The 18,858-nt window shown below is 41.0% G+C and carries 18 protein-coding genes; 5 read left to right on the top strand and 13 right to left on the bottom strand.

What is annotated here, in order from left to right; translation table 11 throughout:
* Position 1 precedes the first annotated feature (1 nt).
* The 5 genes from J8M01_RS09445 to J8M01_RS09425 all read right to left on the bottom strand — a co-directional run bounded on the left by J8M01_RS09445 (position 2) and on the right by J8M01_RS09425 (position 5,406).
* Positions 2-862, bottom strand: coding sequence for a WYL domain-containing protein (locus J8M01_RS09445; RefSeq protein ID WP_211057810.1), 861 nt, complete (start codon positions 860-862; stop codon positions 2-4).
* Positions 863-1,026: 164 nt separating this feature from the next.
* Positions 1,027-2,013 (bottom strand): TniQ family protein, encoded by a 987-nt coding sequence (locus tag J8M01_RS09440; protein ID WP_211057809.1) that lies wholly within the window; start codon positions 2,011-2,013, stop codon positions 1,027-1,029.
* Entirely contained in the window at positions 2,014-2,910 is an 897-nt protein-coding gene (locus J8M01_RS09435; protein ID WP_247671077.1) for a TniB family NTP-binding protein, read from the bottom strand.
* Positions 2,907-4,766, bottom strand: a complete 1,860-nt coding sequence (locus J8M01_RS09430; RefSeq protein WP_211057807.1) for a Mu transposase C-terminal domain-containing protein — start codon at positions 4,764-4,766, stop codon at positions 2,907-2,909. Before J8M01_RS09430 ends, J8M01_RS09435 begins: the two co-directional genes overlap by 4 nt.
* A 1-nt stretch (position 4,767) precedes the next feature.
* The gene (locus J8M01_RS09425; RefSeq protein ID WP_211057806.1) at positions 4,768-5,406 is read right to left on the bottom strand and encodes a TnsA endonuclease N-terminal domain-containing protein; all 639 of its coding nucleotides are present in this window, start codon (positions 5,404-5,406) and stop codon (positions 4,768-4,770) included.
* A 442-nt stretch (positions 5,407-5,848) separates the two neighbouring features.
* On the opposite strand from J8M01_RS09425, the gene J8M01_RS09420 reads away from it, so the two are divergent.
* Complete coding sequence (locus J8M01_RS09420) at positions 5,849-7,054, top strand: aromatic amino acid transport family protein (RefSeq protein ID WP_211057805.1); 1,206 nt, start codon at positions 5,849-5,851, stop codon at positions 7,052-7,054.
* 28 nt (positions 7,055-7,082) lie between these two features.
* Here the strand turns inward: J8M01_RS09420 and J8M01_RS09415 are convergent, their stop codons facing one another.
* From J8M01_RS09415 to pomA, 3 genes are all read right to left on the bottom strand, one after another.
* Entirely contained in the window at positions 7,083-7,586 is a 504-nt protein-coding gene (locus J8M01_RS09415; protein ID WP_211057804.1) for a hypothetical protein, read from the bottom strand.
* Between the two features lie 161 nt (positions 7,587-7,747).
* On the bottom strand, positions 7,748-8,677 hold the full coding sequence (locus J8M01_RS09410; RefSeq protein ID WP_210996052.1) for a flagellar motor protein MotB: 930 nt from the start codon (positions 8,675-8,677) through the stop codon (positions 7,748-7,750).
* 2 nt (positions 8,678-8,679) lie between these two features.
* Positions 8,680-9,447: a flagellar motor protein PomA gene (pomA, locus tag J8M01_RS09405; protein WP_192506663.1), complete on the bottom strand. Its 768-nt coding sequence runs from the start codon at positions 9,445-9,447 to the stop codon at positions 8,680-8,682.
* A 301-nt stretch (positions 9,448-9,748) separates the two neighbouring features.
* Between pomA and J8M01_RS09400 the strand changes: the two genes are divergently transcribed.
* The 4 genes from J8M01_RS09400 (at position 9,749) to J8M01_RS09385 (ending at position 13,214) form a co-directional block, all read left to right on the top strand.
* Complete coding sequence (locus J8M01_RS09400; protein ID WP_192506662.1) at positions 9,749-9,991, top strand: exodeoxyribonuclease VII small subunit; 243 nt, start codon at positions 9,749-9,751, stop codon at positions 9,989-9,991.
* Between the two features lie 3 nt (positions 9,992-9,994).
* Entirely contained in the window at positions 9,995-10,882 is an 888-nt protein-coding gene (ispA, locus tag J8M01_RS09395; RefSeq protein ID WP_211057803.1) for a (2E,6E)-farnesyl diphosphate synthase, read from the top strand.
* Between the two features lie 105 nt (positions 10,883-10,987).
* Positions 10,988-12,850 (top strand): 1-deoxy-D-xylulose-5-phosphate synthase, encoded by a 1,863-nt coding sequence (gene dxs / locus J8M01_RS09390; RefSeq protein WP_211057802.1) that lies wholly within the window; start codon positions 10,988-10,990, stop codon positions 12,848-12,850.
* 49 nt (positions 12,851-12,899) lie between these two features.
* The gene (locus tag J8M01_RS09385; RefSeq protein WP_211057801.1) at positions 12,900-13,214 is read left to right on the top strand and encodes a DUF962 domain-containing protein; all 315 of its coding nucleotides are present in this window, start codon (positions 12,900-12,902) and stop codon (positions 13,212-13,214) included.
* A 9-nt stretch (positions 13,215-13,223) separates the two neighbouring features.
* Here the strand turns inward: J8M01_RS09385 and J8M01_RS09380 are convergent, their stop codons facing one another.
* Genes J8M01_RS09380 through ribE form a run of 5 tightly spaced genes read right to left on the bottom strand, consistent with a single transcriptional unit; the run spans position 13,224 to position 18,727 of the window.
* Positions 13,224-16,298 carry a ligand-binding sensor domain-containing diguanylate cyclase gene (locus tag J8M01_RS09380; protein ID WP_225738371.1) on the bottom strand — a complete coding sequence of 1,025 codons (3,075 nt, stop codon included), beginning with the start codon at positions 16,296-16,298 and terminating at the stop codon, positions 13,224-13,226.
* A 48-nt stretch (positions 16,299-16,346) separates the two neighbouring features.
* A complete protein-coding gene (locus J8M01_RS09375; protein ID WP_192506657.1) occupies positions 16,347-16,826 on the bottom strand; it encodes a phosphatidylglycerophosphatase A in 480 nt (159 codons plus the stop codon).
* A gap of 8 nt (positions 16,827-16,834) precedes the next feature.
* Positions 16,835-17,797 (bottom strand): thiamine-phosphate kinase, encoded by a 963-nt coding sequence (thiL, locus tag J8M01_RS09370; RefSeq protein WP_211057800.1) that lies wholly within the window; start codon positions 17,795-17,797, stop codon positions 16,835-16,837.
* 43 nt (positions 17,798-17,840) lie between these two features.
* Positions 17,841-18,251 carry a transcription antitermination factor NusB gene (nusB, locus tag J8M01_RS09365; RefSeq protein ID WP_010362354.1) on the bottom strand — a complete coding sequence of 137 codons (411 nt, stop codon included), beginning with the start codon at positions 18,249-18,251 and terminating at the stop codon, positions 17,841-17,843.
* Between the two features lie 11 nt (positions 18,252-18,262).
* Positions 18,263-18,727: a 6,7-dimethyl-8-ribityllumazine synthase gene (gene ribE, locus J8M01_RS09360; RefSeq protein WP_192506655.1), complete on the bottom strand. Its 465-nt coding sequence runs from the start codon at positions 18,725-18,727 to the stop codon at positions 18,263-18,265.
* Between the last annotated feature and the right edge of the window lie 131 nt (positions 18,728-18,858).

Raw genomic sequence — 18,858 nt, 5'->3', positions numbered from 1 at the left:
TTTATACCTCAGAAAAATAATATTCTTTGATGTCGTCTCGATTCAAGACAACCAAAGGGAAGGCTTTTCCAGAAACTTTCTCATGATCTTTAGCTATTCTGTAATACTGTATCGTGTAATCAACCAAAGCACCGCGAGTGCGTATTTTGAATGGTTTGTTATAGCCAAAATCATTTAGTACTAAATTTTGCTCATCTTGACTAAGTTCTGGGTGTGGGCCTATTTCAATGTCGACATAAGTAAACCAATTAGTGTCTTGCTGAAAGTTGATGCTGGACTTTCCTTGGAGTTCAACTCTCATAATTCGTCCCAGGTTAAAGTCAGCAAAGCGTTCACGGGTATGGCAATAAGCTCGGCAATGCCAGCGTAAACCATCATTAGCAATTGCGAGCGGCGTCAGCAGGCGACTTTTTCCAAGAGGGTTGGTTCGACTGCGATATTCAACTATTACTTCTTTTCCCGTCCGTATAGCTTTAAAAAGTAGCCTTGTTACTTCAGGTTTAGGTGACTGAATAGGAGTAAGGCCTTTTAAAAATGCCGATGAACCATATGTCTCTGTTACATATTGGTTATTGTTTTGAAATATAAAATCCACGTAGTCAGACCATGTTGGCCGAGTAAACTTCGGAGTGAACTTAGCGGTCGGTATGAATACTTTTTCTGGATCCTTGCCATCGAATGTAAGATTGTAAGAGTAAGCTTGACGATATAAAAGAATAGCTTTTGAGATCACATTTACATGCACACCGAAAAAACGGGATAAGCGTGTGGCATTTGTACCGCCCTCCCAGTAGAGCATGTACTCTAGAGCTTTAAACCTTTCAGTTTGCTGATTTGTAAATTCTATCTTTGTATCCATCATTATTGTGTACACATTTTTTGTGTATACGATTTTCTGCTTATTTTATAAACTTGTAAAGCTTTTTTAAATAAATATCTGTTCAATCAAATGTTCGTTATTTCAGACTTTGCCCTACCTCTGACGGTCATGGAAGATTAAATAACATTGAAAGAACTGCTGTTTGTTTAGCGTACGGCGAAAACAACAAGGCTTTTATCGTTCAATTCAATATCTTTCCATAGCCAATTTCTTCTTATTACTTTATCCCCAATAGCAAACAAAACCCGCTTTGGGTATTTGAGCAGCAACCATTTAGCAAGACTGATAACATAATGCCGTTCAACTAACGCTCTCTGCTCAAATGCGATTTTAGTATTAAGCAGCTGTAAATCTGGTTGAACACACATACTGCATATATAACTCTGTAAGTCTGGCGCTAGGCTTTTAGAGACGATCAAACGGCATAATTGATGTAGCAATATCAACCTATCAAAATCAAACTTCCCGCAGTTAACAAATTGCCTGTCTATCGCTCTTAATTGTGCTGCCCAGCGTTCAAAAAGCACTTTGTTCCAAAAGCGTACATGATGGTTTTGAGATTGCCGTAAATCAAAGCCACACTTCCAACAACAGGCCATGTCCATGTCTTTGTATATTCCTGGTTTTCCAAGTTCGCATCTGTGAAAAGAAATACTAGCGCCACACTCAGCGCATCGGTCATGCATTATTATTTGGTGATAAGGGCAAAAGGTATAAAGGCCGACTCGCCATGAAAGTCGATAGTATGGTTCAGCCCCTTCAGCCAAGCATTGCGGGCAAAACTGCATACCGTATCCGTTGTGCAGTCTGTGTTTAATTACTAATGGGCAGAGCCATCTAAGCTGGCCCGATAATGTAAGCTCGGGAAACAGGCGTCCTTCAAAAAGTGCAAGCGTGCGCTTTTCTAACTCTTCGCAGCTCACGCTCGCTTTTTCGCTTATTTTACCCAACAGCCACTGTGGTATATGCCTATCAATGTCTCGGTTCCATAGTTGATAATTTGAACCAAATTCTAGCCGACAAAACGTTTGGAGCTTTAGCCCATTGCTATGAGCACATCTGACTAGCCAAGAAGAAAGGCACTCTCCATTATAAGGTTTAGGGTGGGCTGGCCATAACTTACCAGACAGCATTTACGATACGCCATCTAGTCTACGTTTCCTTGCTGAGGGCGTGATCCAATCCAAATCATCCAACACTTTTAAAGTGATTTGTTCTAACTTATTTTCAATCGCATACACCGCGGCATTATTCAATATTTTGCTTAGCTCTCCGATATACCCCTCCGACATAGCAAATAAACGAGATGCTAGTTTATGTTCGTGTAGTACCGATGGTTTTTTGAGTGGCAACATCCTCTCAAAGCTCGCTAAGAGCCTTAAATATTCATTGTCAAATTCCCATCTAGAAAGCATTACTGGTTCAAACCGATTGGCTAATTGCGGATCTGTTTGCAGTGCTCTAAACGCGTCTTTTGTTCCTACCCCAACTATTGTTATTTGTAACTCATTGCCTAAATATTTGAGTACATTTAAAAAAGCCCGTTGGCGATTAGTATTCCCCGCTAGAATATGATGAATTTCGTCAATCACTAATATCTTTAACCCAACATATCTAAGCAGTTTAATGACTTGAAACTGCTTTTTATCGACTCGTTCACTCGGTTTATAAGGTGCGAATAGCAATTCTAAAATCGAGTTATAAAAGCGGCCTTCGTCAGGAACAGGCGGTGCTTGAACGAACATAACTGGCGCCAATACTCCATTCCCTTCGGGGTTGTCTTCGGCTGGGTGGTTTCGACAAAACTTTTTCACCAACATAGTTTTGCCATTATTGGTATCACCCACGATAAGCAAGTTGGGCATTCTTTCTGTTCGAGGGTGTACCAGCAAATCCTCAAGCTTGTTTAATATGTTTTTCGCTTTGGAATAACCAATCCAGCGGTCTGAACGTATTTTTTCAATCCTTTGAGCATCATCTAAAGAGAGCATTCCTTTGGCACTGTCATTTAAGTGACTAAAATCGCTCATGACCATTCATCCATATCATCAAAAGGTTCAATATCTAGAGTTGGAACTGCTAGTTCGCTTGGTTGCTCCTGAACTGCTGGCATTGGGTTAGGCTTTTCTGCTTGGGAATGATTCTTTCGTCTCTGCCGTGAGCGTTTTGCAGCTTTAGTTTTGTGAACTGCTTCCTGTTCTAGCTCTCGCATTCGCTCGTATGCCTCAAAAATCGTGTGTTCATTGATTTTGCCACCTGATTCTTCAACGCGCTTAAGGGCTTCTCGTAACTCCCAAATACTTATCGCTGGATGAGAGGTATCTCGGTAAGGAATTTGGTAATAAGACTTGAGCTCTGGGTCAAAAAACCAAATCAGGCTAATATCCCTGGGATCACGACGCACCATAAACTTGCGCTTTCTCTTTGTATCTTGCGGGTCAATCGCATTTATCCAAGGTCTTAAAACATCGTGGTAGTAGTAAATTTTATCTATCACAATGCCGTAATCTTGCACTGTGCGCATTTCAAAAGGCATTAGATCCAGCTTAAGCTTTTCTTCATCTATTATTTTTGCTGGCAAACCTCTGCCTGGCATTTCACTATCGCCTAGTATTCCTTGCTTATATCGAGCGAGTGGTGCCATACCTAATATTGAATGCTTCTTTTGGTGGTATACATTAACAATGTAATCCGCAAGCCACTTTTCAAATTCAGATAGCGTTAAAGCTGCTGCTTTTTCTGAGTCATAGTCACCTTTCTCTTTTGGGTTTGCGAATGTAGAACCAGGTAAAGCATGCACTTCTTTCGATAATGTGCCTAAAGCTCTTTCAACATGGGCTCCATAATTAGGCCTTGCTACTGGCCTCCACTCCAAATCCATCGAGTACTGACTACAAGCTCGTTTTAGCATGTTGCCTCTGAACTCTTTTGCATTGTCTGCATGAATTTTGTCTGGTAACCCCCATACTGGCCACTCTCCGCTAACACCGATGTTTGCTAACCATCTTTCTTTTGGCAAAATTGAGTGTGCGAGACATAACCCCGTTGTCATTGCACTAGGGGGATCAAACGATATATAAAACCCAGTCACCAATCTGCTAAACACATCAAATGACAAAGTGATCCAAGGTCTTCCTATCGGCGCTCGGTAATGATCATCCACTAAAATGATGTCTAGCTTAGTGTGGTCTATTTGCACCACAGCGAGTGGCCAATCCGCGCCTGGGAATTTACCCTCTATAGGTTTAAAGTCATTGTCTGATTTTTTACGCCCATGTCGCTTTCTTGACACTAGCTCAAGTGGTAACGCTTTAACTCGGTTCCTAACAGTATTGTCATGAGGTGGCGTAAGCCCTCTTTTTAAACATTGGGCTTTTACGGCATCAATAACCTTTCGAACAATTTTCTTCTGTTTGGTGAGGTATTCTGTTGCGATTGCTTCTTTAATTATCTCTTCAACTATATGGTCGCCTTTAGTTGCTCCTTTGTCACTTCTCGTCTTTGGTAACAACGAGGTAAGTAACCCCGAACCTTCATATAAGCGAAGCCATAAGTACACTGTATTCACATGCAAGTCATGCGCTTGAGCTCTTTCAATAACTTGCTTTCTCGTACGCCCACCTTTATTAACCAAAGGCTTGATGATTTCGTATCTTTGATTGGCGGTTTCCCAAGCTTCTTCTGAAATAAGCATGAGCTCTTCGTCGCATTTACGAGGTTCGACTTCAAGAGGAGGCAGCAATGATTCTGCTTTAGTTTCTAACGTTTCACCCGTTGACTCATCCACTAATATCACTTTAGACAGATTAAACACTTCAGCAATACGGTAGTTTTTACCTTCCCTTGAGACCTTTTTTCCTGGTTCTAAAACTAACGACTTACTCACTTCAACAGCTCCAGATTTCTCGTGTCATGGTGATCTTTTGGTTTAGGTTCATGCCGATTTGGCCCGTTCCAATCAGATACCACAATGTTGGCAACAACCTGGCTTGATTCCACGGATCAGAGTATATCTTTTCAAGTAATCCTGTTGGTGTTGCGCGCCCAAGCTTTTTTAAATTTCCAACTAGCAACGCCATATCTGCTTCTTCACTAGCACCTTGCCTTATAAAAGGAAGAAGAAACTTAACTGACTCCAGATAGGGTGTTCTAATTTCCTTTTCAGTGACGATTTTAAACCTCCACTGATTTTCCTTTGCATATTTGATAGCCATCCGGAACTTCGGCTGTAGCTTGTACCAATTTACCTTGAGATCACTTCGATACTTTACTTCATATAAAGTGGGTTTTTCACCTTGCCTGAAGGCTAGTACATCAGGCGTATAACTACGTCGCTTGTCTTCATTATTTAGCCACGTAATTTTAACTGGCTGAACCTCAAACCGACTTATGTGCTTGTCGAATTCAAGTAGACTGATAAAGTCTCGTTCCAGTGTTGACTCAAACATTGCTTGCCCATCAGCTTTACTGTGCGCTGCAATTCCTGTCACATTGCGATAGTTTTTTGGAATGGTTCTTACGGGCATAAACACCTAATATATTTGATATACAAAGACTATTTAAAAAACCACCGCAAACATCCAGTACAATATAAAGATGTAAATTAGGTTTTAAACAGACTCAACTATGTTAATAGTAGCCTATAGCGATGTAATTTCGACTCTAAATTGAGGTGTCAGTACAAAAAAGCGATGGAACTCACAGAAGTGAAGTAACCCGTATATAAACAGTACAAAAGCGTGGCACTGACCGCGTTTTTGTACTTGCTGCCTTCTGTAGAGGTGTATTAACGTCGATACAGTGACAATGAAACTGGCAACGCATTGATTTAAATTGAATAAAACCACCTCCCCCATACTAATGTACAACATAAGTTACAATCTTTAACATTGATTTGTCATAAAGCTATTTCATTTTGTTTGTTTGCGTTATATCTTCCTGTGTCTCTCACAAACAAAAGGGCAATGTGTGCTTAAAAATAAAACTATCGGGAGTATGCTGATCGTCGCAGGTACAACCATTGGCGCAGGAATGCTCGCACTTCCCATAGCTTCAGCTGGACTCGGGTTTAGTACTGCACTGATTCTATTAGTACTTTCATGGCTGCTTATGACGTATACCGCATTATTGATGCTAGAACTCCATCAATACGCGAATGTAGATTCAACTTTAAATACCTTAGCAAAGTCTATCTTAGGAAAAAAAGGCCAGTATATTGCGAACTTCTCCATGGTGTTCTTATTTTATGCCTTGTGTGCAGCTTATATTGCCGGTGGTGGAGCGCAATTGCAAAGTAAGCTCAGTGATCTGCTTAATATCAACGTTGCTCCACAAGTCGGCTCAATTATGCTGGCCATTACCATTGCTATTATTGTCACAGCTGGAACCAGTACTGTTGATAAATTAAATCGCCTTTTGTTTACAGTCAAAATCATTGTACTTGCCTGTCTCTTTTTTGTCTTAACTCCATATGTACAAGGCGCTCACCTGTTAGATATGCCAATAGAACAAGGGCTTATCATTAGCGCTATTCCTGTCGTATTTACATCATTCGGTTTTCATGGTTCTATCCCGTCAATCGTTAAATACGTAGGCCTAGATATAAAGTCTTTACGTCGTGTAATGATGTTTGGGGCTTCATTACCATTGGTTATTTATATCGGCTGGCAATTACTCAGCCAAGGTGTCATGAGCCAATCAAACTTATTAAGTAGTCAAGGTCTTCAAGGCTTTGTACAAAACATTGCTGAGATAGCACATAACCCTAGTGTGTCCACTTTCGTTACCCTTTTTGCAGATTTGGCTCTTGCCACCTCTTTCCTTGGTGTCAGTTTAGGGTTATTTGATTTTTTTGCGGACGCTTTTAAGAAAGGTGATACCAAAAAAGACAGAGTAAAAACCGCTTTAATCACGTTTCTACCACCGCTTGGGTTTGCGCTATTTTATCCACAAGGGTTCATAATGGCGTTAGGCTATGCCGCAATTGCCCTGGTAGTGTTAGCAATATTTTTGCCTGTGATGATGGTTTGGACGCAACGTAAAGACAGCGTAATTCGTAATGGCTATCGAGTGAAAGGTGGTAATGTCGGATTGGTCATCGCTGCATTGTGTGGTTTAACCATTATATCAGCTCAAACACTACAAATGTTTGGTGCAATTCCATCATTAGGGTAAGTTTTAGCCATCAATTGATGGCTAAAACTTAAGTGTGTTTTTCTACCATAGTGTTTCGGTTGAGTAGCATCACCAAAGGGGCAAAGCACAATAATACGATCGTGATGTTTACCAGTGGCAAAATAGTTCGATATAGATACTCTGAATACGTTAGATCTAACATATGACGATCTATTAAGCGAAACAATTGTAATAAAGGCGCCGGTAAAATAACCAGCTGGGCAATAACACTTTGCCAAATATACACTTTATCTTTTATCGCCCAGTAAGCCAAAATGGCCATGAATACGATGTCGTTTAACGCCCATACAATATAGCGGAATATATACTGACCTCCATCAACTTTTAGGAAAAAGTCATAAAGAAAATATCCCATCACATAAAATATTGCACATAAGCCAGCATAACGCAGCGCCTGTCTATCACCTAAAATAGTGAAAATTGCAACAGCAATAAACGTAATTACCATTGCATGATCTCTTATCAGTAAGAGAATTGCATCTATATTATCAGGAAGCATTGAGTTAACCATAGTATTGCAATATTAAGCGCTCCGGCTAATCTTTTGGGTCTGTGCCTTCACCGTTACCACCTGGTAAATACACATATGAATTTTTAATTGACATTAGTTTCTCCTTATTTGAGTTGAGCTTTCGTAAAGTAGCCCAATTTGTTATCACAATCAAGTTTTGCTTAGTTTTCTCTCACTTCAATAGGCTCCGACTCTTTAGCCTTCCCTTGTAAGATTGATATTTCGACTCTTCTATTACGTCTTCTGTCTGTATCATTTTCGTTGGGTACCATCGGTCTTGTGTCTGCGTGACCTACAACCACCAACCGGTTTTTATCAAAACCTCTCGCTTTCACCATTTCAGTTGCAACCGCAACCGCTCTGGTTGCTGATAAATCCCAATTATTACTGTAAAGCTCGTTGGTCACTTGAAAATCATCGGTATGTCCAGATACCGTTATTTCACCGGGTACATCCTTCAGTAATTCCGCAATATCTTGTATTACTGGTTTAAACTTTGGTTGTAAAAATGCACTGCCTGATGGAAAGGAGCCATTCTCTTGAATACGAATGATGATTTGCTGCCCCAAGGATTCGAGTTCAATTGCACCATCCATGATTTGTTTTTCCAATTGCTGGGCTATTTTTTTAACTAACTCATCGACTTGTTCTTGGTCTGCTGAAGAAACGGCCTGCTGCATAGATTGTTCTTGTGAGGTACTTTGTGACTCGCCGCCTCGCTTGTTACCTCTTTGCTCCTGTCGCCCGCCAGCAGAACTTTCATCGCCAGCCTGAAACTCTAACATTTGCTGCGTCATTTCCACGGTTTGCTGCTGAATTGTCTCGATTGGCGTAGGCTCAGGCTTACCTGGGGTAAACTCCATTGCAATTACACTGGTCCCCTTAGGGATATCCTTAACCTCTATTTTATTCTGCACACCAAATGCAAACTTCATTGAACCCGCAATTTGTTTAAACTTCAGTACATCCATTTCGGAGAAAGCAAGTAACAGCACAAAGAAGCACATAAGTAGTGACATCAGATCTGCAAAGGTGCCCATCCAAGCCGGTAAGCCTGGTGGGGGACATTTACACTCTTGCTCGTCAGACATGCTTACTCCTCTTTATCAGTGCCGCGTTTTGATTCAGCCAAATAATTTTTCAAAATCCCTTCTATTACCTTAGGGTTTTGGCCATCCTGAATTCCGAGAATCGCGTCCAATATTAGTCGTTGGTTTTGCTCCTCTTCATCCTTTCGCAATTCCAACTTTACCTGAATCGGGATCGCCACAACGTTCGCCAAAAAAGCACCATAAAGGGTCGTCAACAAAGCAACCGCCATTGCAGGACCGATGGCTTTAGGGTCATCCATGTTAGATAACATCGCAACTAAGCCAATCAATGTACCAATCATCCCCATTGCAGGTGCAATATCAGCCAAAGATTTAAATAATGACGCACCTTGTTCATGGCGAGAAGAAGTTAAGGAAATATCTTTTTGTAGTGTCGCTCTTACTACATCTGCGTCGTGGCCATCGACTAACATATCAACTCCTTTACGCATAAATGCATTCGGTATTTCAGCTTCTTCTAAGGCTAAAAAACCACCTTTTCGCGCTGAATCCGCAAGTTCTACAGCTTTTTCTATTAGCTCTTCTGGCGTTTCAATCTTAAACATGAACGCCTTTCCCATCACTTTGCCAATACCGAAAAATTGCGGCATTGTGAAGTTAGACAAAACGATAAAAAGTGAGCCACCAAATACAATAACGGCTGAGGCGGAGTCAGCAAACATAGCGACTTCACCGTCACTACTCATAAACATAGACATGGCAATCAAGCCAATCGCGCCCAATATACCTATTACTGTTGCTAAATCCACATCCCCTCCAGAGAGTCTTATCTACTATTTTTCTAATTCTGACTGCTATGCGCTGTAACCTAATAAAGTGCCTATGCAACACATCCTCTTATAAAGAGAAAGTACCAGCCTTGTTGTTTATCGGCAAGCTACTGAATATCTTAACCCAATTATATTAAAAACCCGAAAAATTGCGAACAAAGGCGTATGAGTATCTACCTCACAGTTTAGCGTAAAAAAATACGCTTATCTTTGACCTAGTACGCTATTGCCCCTAAAATTGAGCTCTTTTATCCAATAAGCCCAATAAAGAGACGTGACCATGGCTGTAAAGAAACCAGAAAACCTCAGCTTTGAAGAAGCGATACACGAGCTAGAAAGCATTGTGAGTGCAATGGAACAAGGTGAGCTGACTTTGGAGCAGTCATTGAAACAATTTGAAAGAGGTATTTTACTGGCTAATGCATCAAATCAGAAGTTACACACAGCAGAACAAAAAGTAGCCATCCTTATGGGTAGTGACACGCAAAGCGATACAATACCATTCACAGGCAGTACGGATTAAGTTGTGAATTTAAAAATAGAAATAAGCAATGCTCAACAGCGAGTTAGTCAGTTTATCGGTAATTACTTTAAGCAAGATTTAATCACCGATGAAACAGTCAAGGCCGCAACATTTTACAGTATCAATAATGGCGGTAAGCGTTTAAGGCCATTTTTAGTGTATGCAACAGGTAATATACTCGGCGCTCGTATTGAAGATCTCGATGTTATTGCAGCTGCTATTGAATGTATTCATAGTTACTCCCTCGTTCACGATGACCTTCCCGCAATGGATGACGATGACTTACGACGCGGAAAACCCACATGCCATATACAGTTTAATGAGGCACAAGCTATTTTAGCCGGCGATGCGCTGCAAAGCCTCGCATTTGAGTTAATTGCAGAGCACCGCTTTGCTATACCTGAATCTCGTCAATTACGCATGATTCAAGTACTATCAAAAGCTGCTGGATTACAAGGAATGGTCGGCGGTCAAGCATTAGACATTGCCGCAACTGATAAAGTTGTTAGCCTTGACGAGTTAGAAAAAATTCACCGCTTAAAAACTGGGGCTTTGTTGACCTGTGCAATTGAATTAGGCGCACTTTGTTCTCCAAATATGAATGAGACTGACTTTACAACATTACAGCAGTATGGACAGAATATCGGGCTCGCATTTCAAGTTCAAGATGACATCTTAGATATTGAAGGTGACACCTATACGCTCGGTAAACCACAAGGTTCTGATATAGGCAATAATAAGTCGACTTATCCTGCAATACTTGGTATGCCTGGAGCAAAACAAAAAGCGCAAGTTCTAACAACACAAGCAATAAAAAAGCTCAATAGTATTAATGCAGATACAGAGTTGCTCGCACAATTAGCAAAATACATAGTTGAACGCGATCATTAACGTCAATTCATGACGTATTAATGACGAAGTTGCATAAATAGATAAAATTAACCACTGGCTTTGTATATAATTACGCAAGGTTTGAGTAGGACATATATAAATACAATGATATTTGATAGTAGCAAGTACCCTTTATTGGCTTTAGCAGAAGAGCCTGAGCAACTGCGCCAGTTACCGCAACATAAATTACCCTCTTTTAGTAATGAGTTGAGGGATTATCTGCTTAACTCAGTTTCGCAAAGTAGTGGCCATTTTGCATCTGGCTTAGGGACCGTGGAACTCACTGTCGCACTTCATTATGTCTATAATACACCTGAAGACCGACTGATCTGGGATGTTGGTCATCAAGCCTACCCTCATAAAATTTTAACGGGCCGACGCGATCAAATTCATACTATTAGACAGAAAGAAGGCCTGCACCCTTTTCCTTACCGGGAAGAAAGCCAATACGATACATTCAGTGTTGGTCATTCTAGTACGTCTATTTCAGCAGCATTGGGAATGTCAATTGCAGCTAAAAAAGAAGGCAAAGGTCGTAAAACTGTGGCTGTAATTGGTGATGGTGCTATTACCGCAGGCATGGCATTTGAAGCAATGAATCATGCTGGAGATATAAAATCAGACATGTTGATCATATTAAATGACAACGAAATGTCTATTTCTGAAAATGTCGGTGCATTAACCAATCACTTTGCGAAAATACTCTCTGGCAGTTTTTATACGAATATCCGTGAGGGCAGTAAAAAATTATTGTCTGGCGTCCCCCCAGTTAAAGAGCTGGCAAGCAAAGTAGAAGAACACCTAAAAGGGATGGTGATCCCAGGCACGTTCTTTGAGGAATTAGGCCTCAATTACATAGGACCAATCGATGGTCATGATGTCAACATGCTTGTCGATACGTTGCGTAATATGCGCAACCTAAAAGGACCTCAGATACTGCATATCAAAACACAAAAAGGAAAAGGTTATGAACCTGCTGAGGCCGATCCAATTGGCTATCATGCCGTACCAAAATTTGATCCTTCCATCCATAGCTTGCCTAAATCTAAACCAGCCGCGGCTACATTCTCGAAAGTATTCGGTCAATGGTTATGTGATATGGCTGAACAAGATCCGAGGTTGATGGCAATCACCCCTGCGATGCGAGAAGGCTCTGGCATGGTGCAGTTTTCAAAACAATATCCGCAGCAATACTTTGATGTTGCGATTGCTGAACAGCATGCAGTTACACTCGCAGCAGGTTTTGCATGTGAAGGCTTAAAGCCTGTTGTCGCAATTTATTCTAGCTTTTTACAGCGAGCTTACGATCAGTTAATTCATGATGTCGCATTACAAAACCTGCCCGTGCTATTTGCTATTGACAGGGCTGGTATTGTGGGAGCTGATGGTGAAACACACCAAGGTGCCTACGATCTAAGCTTTATGCGCTGTATTCCAAATATGATTATTATGGCACCCAGTGATACCAACGAATGTCGGAAAATGCTCTATACAGGGTTTCAATGTGACCAACCTGTTGCAGTGCGTTACCCTAGAGGCAGTGCAGGCACTGCGGAAATTCAAATGCAAATGCAGGCACTGGAAATAGGTAAAGCAAAACGCATCCGAGATGGTAATAAAGTAGCTATTCTTAACTTTGGTACATTACTTGAAAATACACAGCTGGCTGCTGCTGAACACGATGCTACTTTGATTGATATGCGCTTCATTAAACCACTTGATACGCAACTACTAACGGAGCTATCACAATCTCACAATCACTTTATCACGATTGAAGACAACGCAATATGCGGTGGTGCTGGTAGCGCAGTCAGTGAGTTCTTTTCCAGTATTGGGGTAGTAACAAAAGTTAACCACCTAGGTATTCCTGATGAATTTATCAAACATGGGACACAGGATGAAATTCACGATGAGATGGGCTTATCAGCGCAAGGGATACTGCATACCATCAATGCACTTGTTAAGTAAAAAAAGGAGCATATAGCTCCTTTTTTTTATCGAACAGAGAACTAATTTGATGACTAAAAAGACCCCCTCATTCAACTCATTCTCTGACTTTTATGTGTTTTATTTACGTGAACATCGTCAACCTGCATGCCGAGGGATGCATTATATTGGTTGTACATGCGTTATCGGACTCATCATTACATCATGCTTAATGCAATCTGTAAGCACTCTTATTTTCATACCCATTACAGGTTACGGGTTTGCATGGTTTGGTCATATTGTATTTGAGAAAAACACACCTGCTACATTTAAATACCCGATTTATTCCTTCATCGCTGACTGGGTAATGTATTATCAATGGTTATTCAGAAAACAGCGCAATTAGCAGTTCTGTTCATCGCATCCATACTTTTACTTCAGCCAAACCATTTTCCTGTAATGTTTGCAATTGTGATTCAATATTACTACTTTGCTCAAACTCGAATGCATCTAGTTGTTCATCGAAAATAATCGTTGCAGCGCCATCTCCGCCTCGGTGTTTTACTTGGTGTAACGCAATATCAGCAAGGTTTACGGATGCCTCCCAACCAATCACCTGACCACCAAGCAATGGTAATGGGTAGAAAGACCAACCCATCGACACCGTCATTTTCATCGATTTACCATTCGGCAGGTTGAACTCAAAATCTGCCACGGCCTTACACAGGTCCCCTACGTAATCTTCCACTTCATCACGTTTAAAATCTCGTAGTAACAATAAAAACTCATCGCCACTCCAACGCGCGACATAATCAGAGCCTTGTGTGCGCATATTTAGCAATGTAGCTAACTGCTGAAGGCAGCTATCTCCACCTATTGGACCATGTGTATCGTTAATCTTACTAAAGCTATCGATATTCAAAATCATTAATACCAATCGTTTATTTTGTTGCTGTAACGATTGTGCATTTCTCTGATAATGCTCCACGTCTTTCGGTAATTGATCGAACAAAAAGCGGCGGCTACGCAGCCCTGTTAATTCATCGGTATGGCTCACTAGCTTTAACTGGGTATTTACTTGGTTTAGCTTTTCATTGGCTTTTCTTAATTCTGTAGTACGATCAGCCACCAAGTTTTCTAATGCCATTTGCTTACGTCTTTCCTGTGCTCTAAATACCCAAAAAATAAGGTAAAACAAGAAAATAAAACCACATGTGATCACGAGACGAAAATAAATCGTTTCATCAAAACGTCTCGGTAATGAAATCGCGACATGTTTTGCTCTCGCTTTAGACCAGTCCTCCCCTCGCCGCTTAACCTCGAGTTCGAAGATATACTCCCCAGGTGGTAAATTGGTATAAATGGCTTCTTGACCTTCTGGAGCATCACGCCACTCACCTTTTTCTTTACTCGATAAACGGTATCTGAACTCAATACTTTTAGGTGCATAAAAATCAATCGCGGTGTATTGAACCGTAATATCGCGTTCTCCGTTACCTAACAAAATAGGTGCCATCAGTTCAGAACTCGAAATCCGCCTTTCTTGTGTATAAAGCGCTTCTATTTTGGGTTTTAATTCATCAGCCCCAAATAACTTAACGTCTTTTGGTATCTCTACAATACCCTGAGAGCTCGGATACCAAATTGCACTCTGCGTTTCCATAACTGCATCATGACCAAAGCCAGAGCAACATTGACTCGCTTTACCATCTAACTGACGGTCAAATTGGCTAATGACTTGCTCTACTCTCAAATTATCGATATTCTTCTTAAATTGCGGTGCGGGCATTCTATAGACGCCCTTTTTTGTACTCACCCAAATTTGTTCAAACTGTTTATCATAGTAAAGAGAGTTAATTGAACCATAAGGCAATCCATTTGACGCATCTAGTTGGTGCCATAGGCCCTCATCTGTCTTATAAAACAACCCATGGCTTCGTGAGCCTATGAGCGTAGAGATACCGTCAAGATGTAAAATACTCGTAACATAAGCAACATCAAGAGAGGTATGTCCCCCCAGCTTTTCAATACCGCGTTCATTGTATTGGTAAGCACCTTTATTTGTGCCAATGAAGCCAAAGTTCGGTAAATCTAAAACGAATGTAATATATTGACTACCTAAGAAGGAGTTGTATGCGAATGGTGTTAAGCCTGCGTAATCTAATCGATATAGTCCACGACCAGTACCGAGCCACAAACCCCCTTTATTTGATGTACTAATTGAGAAAACGGGATTATCTCTTAACTCAATGAATGGCAGAGTATATATCTTACCTTGCTCGTAAAGTAATACCCCCTTTTCAGTACCTAAATATAAGCGACTTCCTTGAAACTCCAAATCAAAAACTTGGCGCCGTTGCAACTGCTGCATAGACAAAACTTGCCGATATGTATCTCCATCACTCAAAACACCTATGCCCAATCGACTAGAAACCCAAACAGACTCATCTTCAGCTTGAGTTATTGCGGTAACACCTTGGTTGCTTAAAGGTCCAACTTGGTGCCTCTCTACTTTGCCTGAATGCGCAAACCACAAGCCTTCATTTAAACTACCCAACCAAATATTATCTTCACGATCTTTAAAAATATCTGAAAACCATATATTTTGATCTGATTGAGTCGGTTTAACTGATTGCCAATTACCATTGGATTCCCTATACATCAATTCATTTGATGTAGACACCCAAAACCCGCCATCTTCATCACCTTGAAACTTGTATACGGCCGTATTACCAATTTCATCGTACCGTCTTATCACTTCATCTATATCAAGGAAGTAAGCGCCCAATTCGGATGCGAGGTAAAGTCGACCATCTATCCACGATAAATCATGGATAATGGTTTGTGCCAACTGTCGAGGTAAAGACAACTTACTTGCAAGCTCTAAGCGAAACTCCGTGTTACTCCCCGACCTTGACTCTTTAATCTTCAATAAATGGTGCTCATTGACCAACCAAATACCATCAGATGAAAGTGCCATGCGTGTTACTGAACCAACAATTTGATTGATCTTTCTAGGCGTCAGACTTAACGCTTCGCGCTTCACATTCTTTTCAGACAACTTCTCAGCAGAGACGTAATACAAACCATTTGACGCAATCCAAATACCGCCATCGTGATCTTGCAGTAAATCACGAACAGGTCCTTGAATATTAAAGCTTTGTGCTTCTAATGTTTGAGGATTTAAGCGATGTAAGCCACGACGAGTGCCTATCCATAACATGCCGTACTTATCAATAATTAGCTTGTGAATGGCATTCGATTGTAAAAAAGCACTGTTCTGAGTAGTTAAATTAGTGAACTTATGCCCATCAAAGCGACTTAAGCCAAACTGCGTACCTAGCCAAATATACCCATTATTATCTTGCACAATACTGGCGATAGATTGTGACGGTAAACCGTTTTGTAAATTCCATTGTTTTACAACGTAATCATTGATTGCTGCAGAAGCGGTGTTTGCAAATAAAACCACCCCCAAAATAAAAAACAAACAAGTCGCTACTAACGTTCTTTTCTTAGTCACAAATATCAGCCTAAATTAGCCTGCTAAAACACCCGTTTTCAGCAAAGCCTGTAAACAAATCAATGAAAAAACACCTGCTAAAATATCATCAGCCATTATGCCCCAGCCGCCTTTTAAACGCTTATCTAATAATTTAATCGGCCCAGGTTTTACAATATCAAAGAAACGGAACAACAGAAACCCAGCAAGTAAAGTTTGCCAACTTAATGCCGCACCTAACATTGTAATATAGAACCCTGCGACTTCGTCCCATACAATAGCTGGGTGATCATGTACTTGTACGTCTTTTGCCGTTTGCCCACAAGCCCACAAGCCAAAAACACTAATCACAATCGCAAACACACACTGCAACCACAGTGGGTAACTGTAAGTAATAAAGATAAAGGGTAAAGCCGCAAATGTACCTACAGTACCAGGTGCGACAGGAGATAACCCTAAGCCAAACCCTAAACCAAAAAATTGGTGGGGTCGTTTTAAATTAAACTGCTTAGCCAAACCTTCTCCTAGCTAAAGTGCTCAAAACCAGTCTTTGGAAAAGGCCAAGGGTGGTTTTCATATAATAATTCGATATTGCCATCTCCTGCTTGGATTTGGCCAATACAGATAGGCTCAACACCGTACTGACGTAGCTTTGCTTCCATAGCAAGCTTACTTCCTTCAGAAACAGTAAACAGCAACTCATAATCATCACCATATGCCAGCGCTAATTGTAAAGATTGCTCTACTGATACGCTGTTTCGTAACGCGTCTGACATCGGAACCATATCTGCATTTATTTGAGCTGCAACACCTGATTGGCGCAATATATGCGACAAATCGGCAAGTAACCCATCCGAAATATCTATCGCAGACGAAGCTATGCCTCGTAAAGCTTGTCCTGCTGCAACACGTGGCGATGGAAAGTGAAAGCGCTGTAATGCACAGGCAAACGCCTCATCGTCTAATTGCCAGCCATTTTTGCGGCTTTCAATGGCCAACCCTGCATCACCCAAAGAACCGGTAACATAAACCCAATCACCAACCTTTGCACCTGAACGAGTCAAAGCTTTTCCTTTCGGTACAATGCCCTTAGCACAAATAGTAATGGTCAGTGGCCCTTGCGTCGTGTCTCCGCCGATAATCTGAACATTAAAATATTCAGCTATCTCATGCATGCCTTCGGTAAACTCATCTAACCAATTGGGGTCAATATTAGGCAATGTTAAGCCTAACGACACCCAAGTTGGCTCTGCCCCCATTGCAGCTAAATCACTTAGGTTAACAGCCAAAACTCGATGACCTAATGCCCGAGGTGGTATATCTGAAAAAAAGTGAACGCCCTCAACAAGCGTGTCTGTTGTTATTGCTAACTGACAATGCTCTGGAACGTTAACAAGTGCACAATCATCTCCAATCCCTAAATCTACATCTCGTCGTGCAACGCCTCGACCAGTGAAATAGCGATTGATTAATTCAAATTCCTTCATACACAAAAAAGCCGGCCAACGCCGGCTCTCCTTTTTGTTGCCCTTACTTGCGGATATCTTTAACCGCTTTATCTAGCACTCCATTGACAAACTTATGACTGTCTTCTGCACCAAATATTTTAGCTAACTCAATACCTTCATTGATAGCAACTTTGTAAGGAACGTCTTCGCGGAATTTAAGTTCATATGCACTCACACGAAGTACAGCTCTTTCTACCATATCTAAATCATCAAATGGACGAGATAAGTGAGGAGTAACAATTTCATCAAGCTGTTTTTGATTAACTGCAACGCCACGCGCTAAGTCTTTAAAATACTCAACATCCACTTTCGTAACATCATTTTCAATCAACATTTGTTGCTCGATGTCACCAATTGGGTTGCCACTTAATTGCCATGAGTACACGGCTTGTAGTGCTAATACGCGCGCTTTACGTCTTGCTGCTGGTTTCACTGAGGATCCTCTTAAATTTTATCGAGTACGTTAACCATTTCTAGCGCACCAAGTGCAGCTTCGCCACCTTTGTTGCCCATCTTAGTTCCCGCACGTTCAATAGCTTGCTCGATACTTTCAGTGGTCAAAACACCAAATGCAACTGGAATATCATAATCTAATGAAACACTTGCTAATCCTTTGTTGGATTCATTTGCAACCAAATCAAAGTGTGGCGTACCACCACGAATAATCACACCCAGTGCAATTATTGCGTCAAACTCTTTCTTCATTGCAATACGTTTCGCAGCAAGAGGCAATTCTACAGCACCCGGAACATATACCACAGTAATATCATCATCACTGACACCGCCAGTGCGTTTTAACTCATCAACAGCACCGTCAAGTAAACTGCTTCCGATGAAGTCATTGAAACGTGATATGACAATGGCAAATTTCTTGCCTGGCGCGTACTTGTTACCTTCAATAATATTCATTAGATGATCCTAATCTTGTGTAATACCACACCTACCCTCTTACATAGGAGTAGCTTGGTATGAGCAATTGCCAAATTGGTGCGCATAATAGCACAACTTTAGCTTTCCCCAAACAACCTTTAATCACGCAA

It is taken from the genome of Pseudoalteromonas sp. MMG005, assembly GCF_018101015.1.
Taxonomy (GTDB): domain Bacteria; phylum Pseudomonadota; class Gammaproteobacteria; order Enterobacterales; family Alteromonadaceae; genus Pseudoalteromonas; species Pseudoalteromonas aurantia.
The sequence above is the reverse complement of the archived record's forward strand: the minus strand, read 5'-3'. Positions and strand labels throughout refer to the sequence as shown.

What these genes read in the sequence shown, in the direction of transcription:
- J8M01_RS09415 (WP_211057804.1), bottom strand. Translation starts at nt 7,586, where the DNA reads ATGGTTAACTCAATGCTTCCTGATAATATAGATGCAATTCTCTTACTG.
- thiL (WP_211057800.1), bottom strand. Translation starts at nt 17,797, where the DNA reads ATGAAGGAATTTGAATTAATCAATCGCTATTTCACTGGTCGAGGCGTT.
- dxs (WP_211057802.1), top strand. Translation starts at nt 10,988, where the DNA reads ATGATATTTGATAGTAGCAAGTACCCTTTATTGGCTTTAGCAGAAGAG.
- ribE (WP_192506655.1), bottom strand. Translation starts at nt 18,727, where the DNA reads ATGAATATTATTGAAGGTAACAAGTACGCGCCAGGCAAGAAATTTGCC.
- J8M01_RS09425 (WP_211057806.1), bottom strand. Translation starts at nt 5,406, where the DNA reads ATGCCCGTAAGAACCATTCCAAAAAACTATCGCAATGTGACAGGAATT.
- J8M01_RS09410 (WP_210996052.1), bottom strand. Translation starts at nt 8,677, where the DNA reads ATGTCTGACGAGCAAGAGTGTAAATGTCCCCCACCAGGCTTACCGGCT.
- J8M01_RS09385 (WP_211057801.1), top strand. Translation starts at nt 12,900, where the DNA reads ATGACTAAAAAGACCCCCTCATTCAACTCATTCTCTGACTTTTATGTG.
- J8M01_RS09440 (WP_211057809.1), bottom strand. Translation starts at nt 2,013, where the DNA reads ATGCTGTCTGGTAAGTTATGGCCAGCCCACCCTAAACCTTATAATGGA.
- J8M01_RS09400 (WP_192506662.1), top strand. Translation starts at nt 9,749, where the DNA reads ATGGCTGTAAAGAAACCAGAAAACCTCAGCTTTGAAGAAGCGATACAC.
- J8M01_RS09435 (WP_247671077.1), bottom strand. Translation starts at nt 2,910, where the DNA reads ATGAGCGATTTTAGTCACTTAAATGACAGTGCCAAAGGAATGCTCTCT.
- J8M01_RS09445 (WP_211057810.1), bottom strand. Translation starts at nt 862, where the DNA reads ATGATGGATACAAAGATAGAATTTACAAATCAGCAAACTGAAAGGTTT.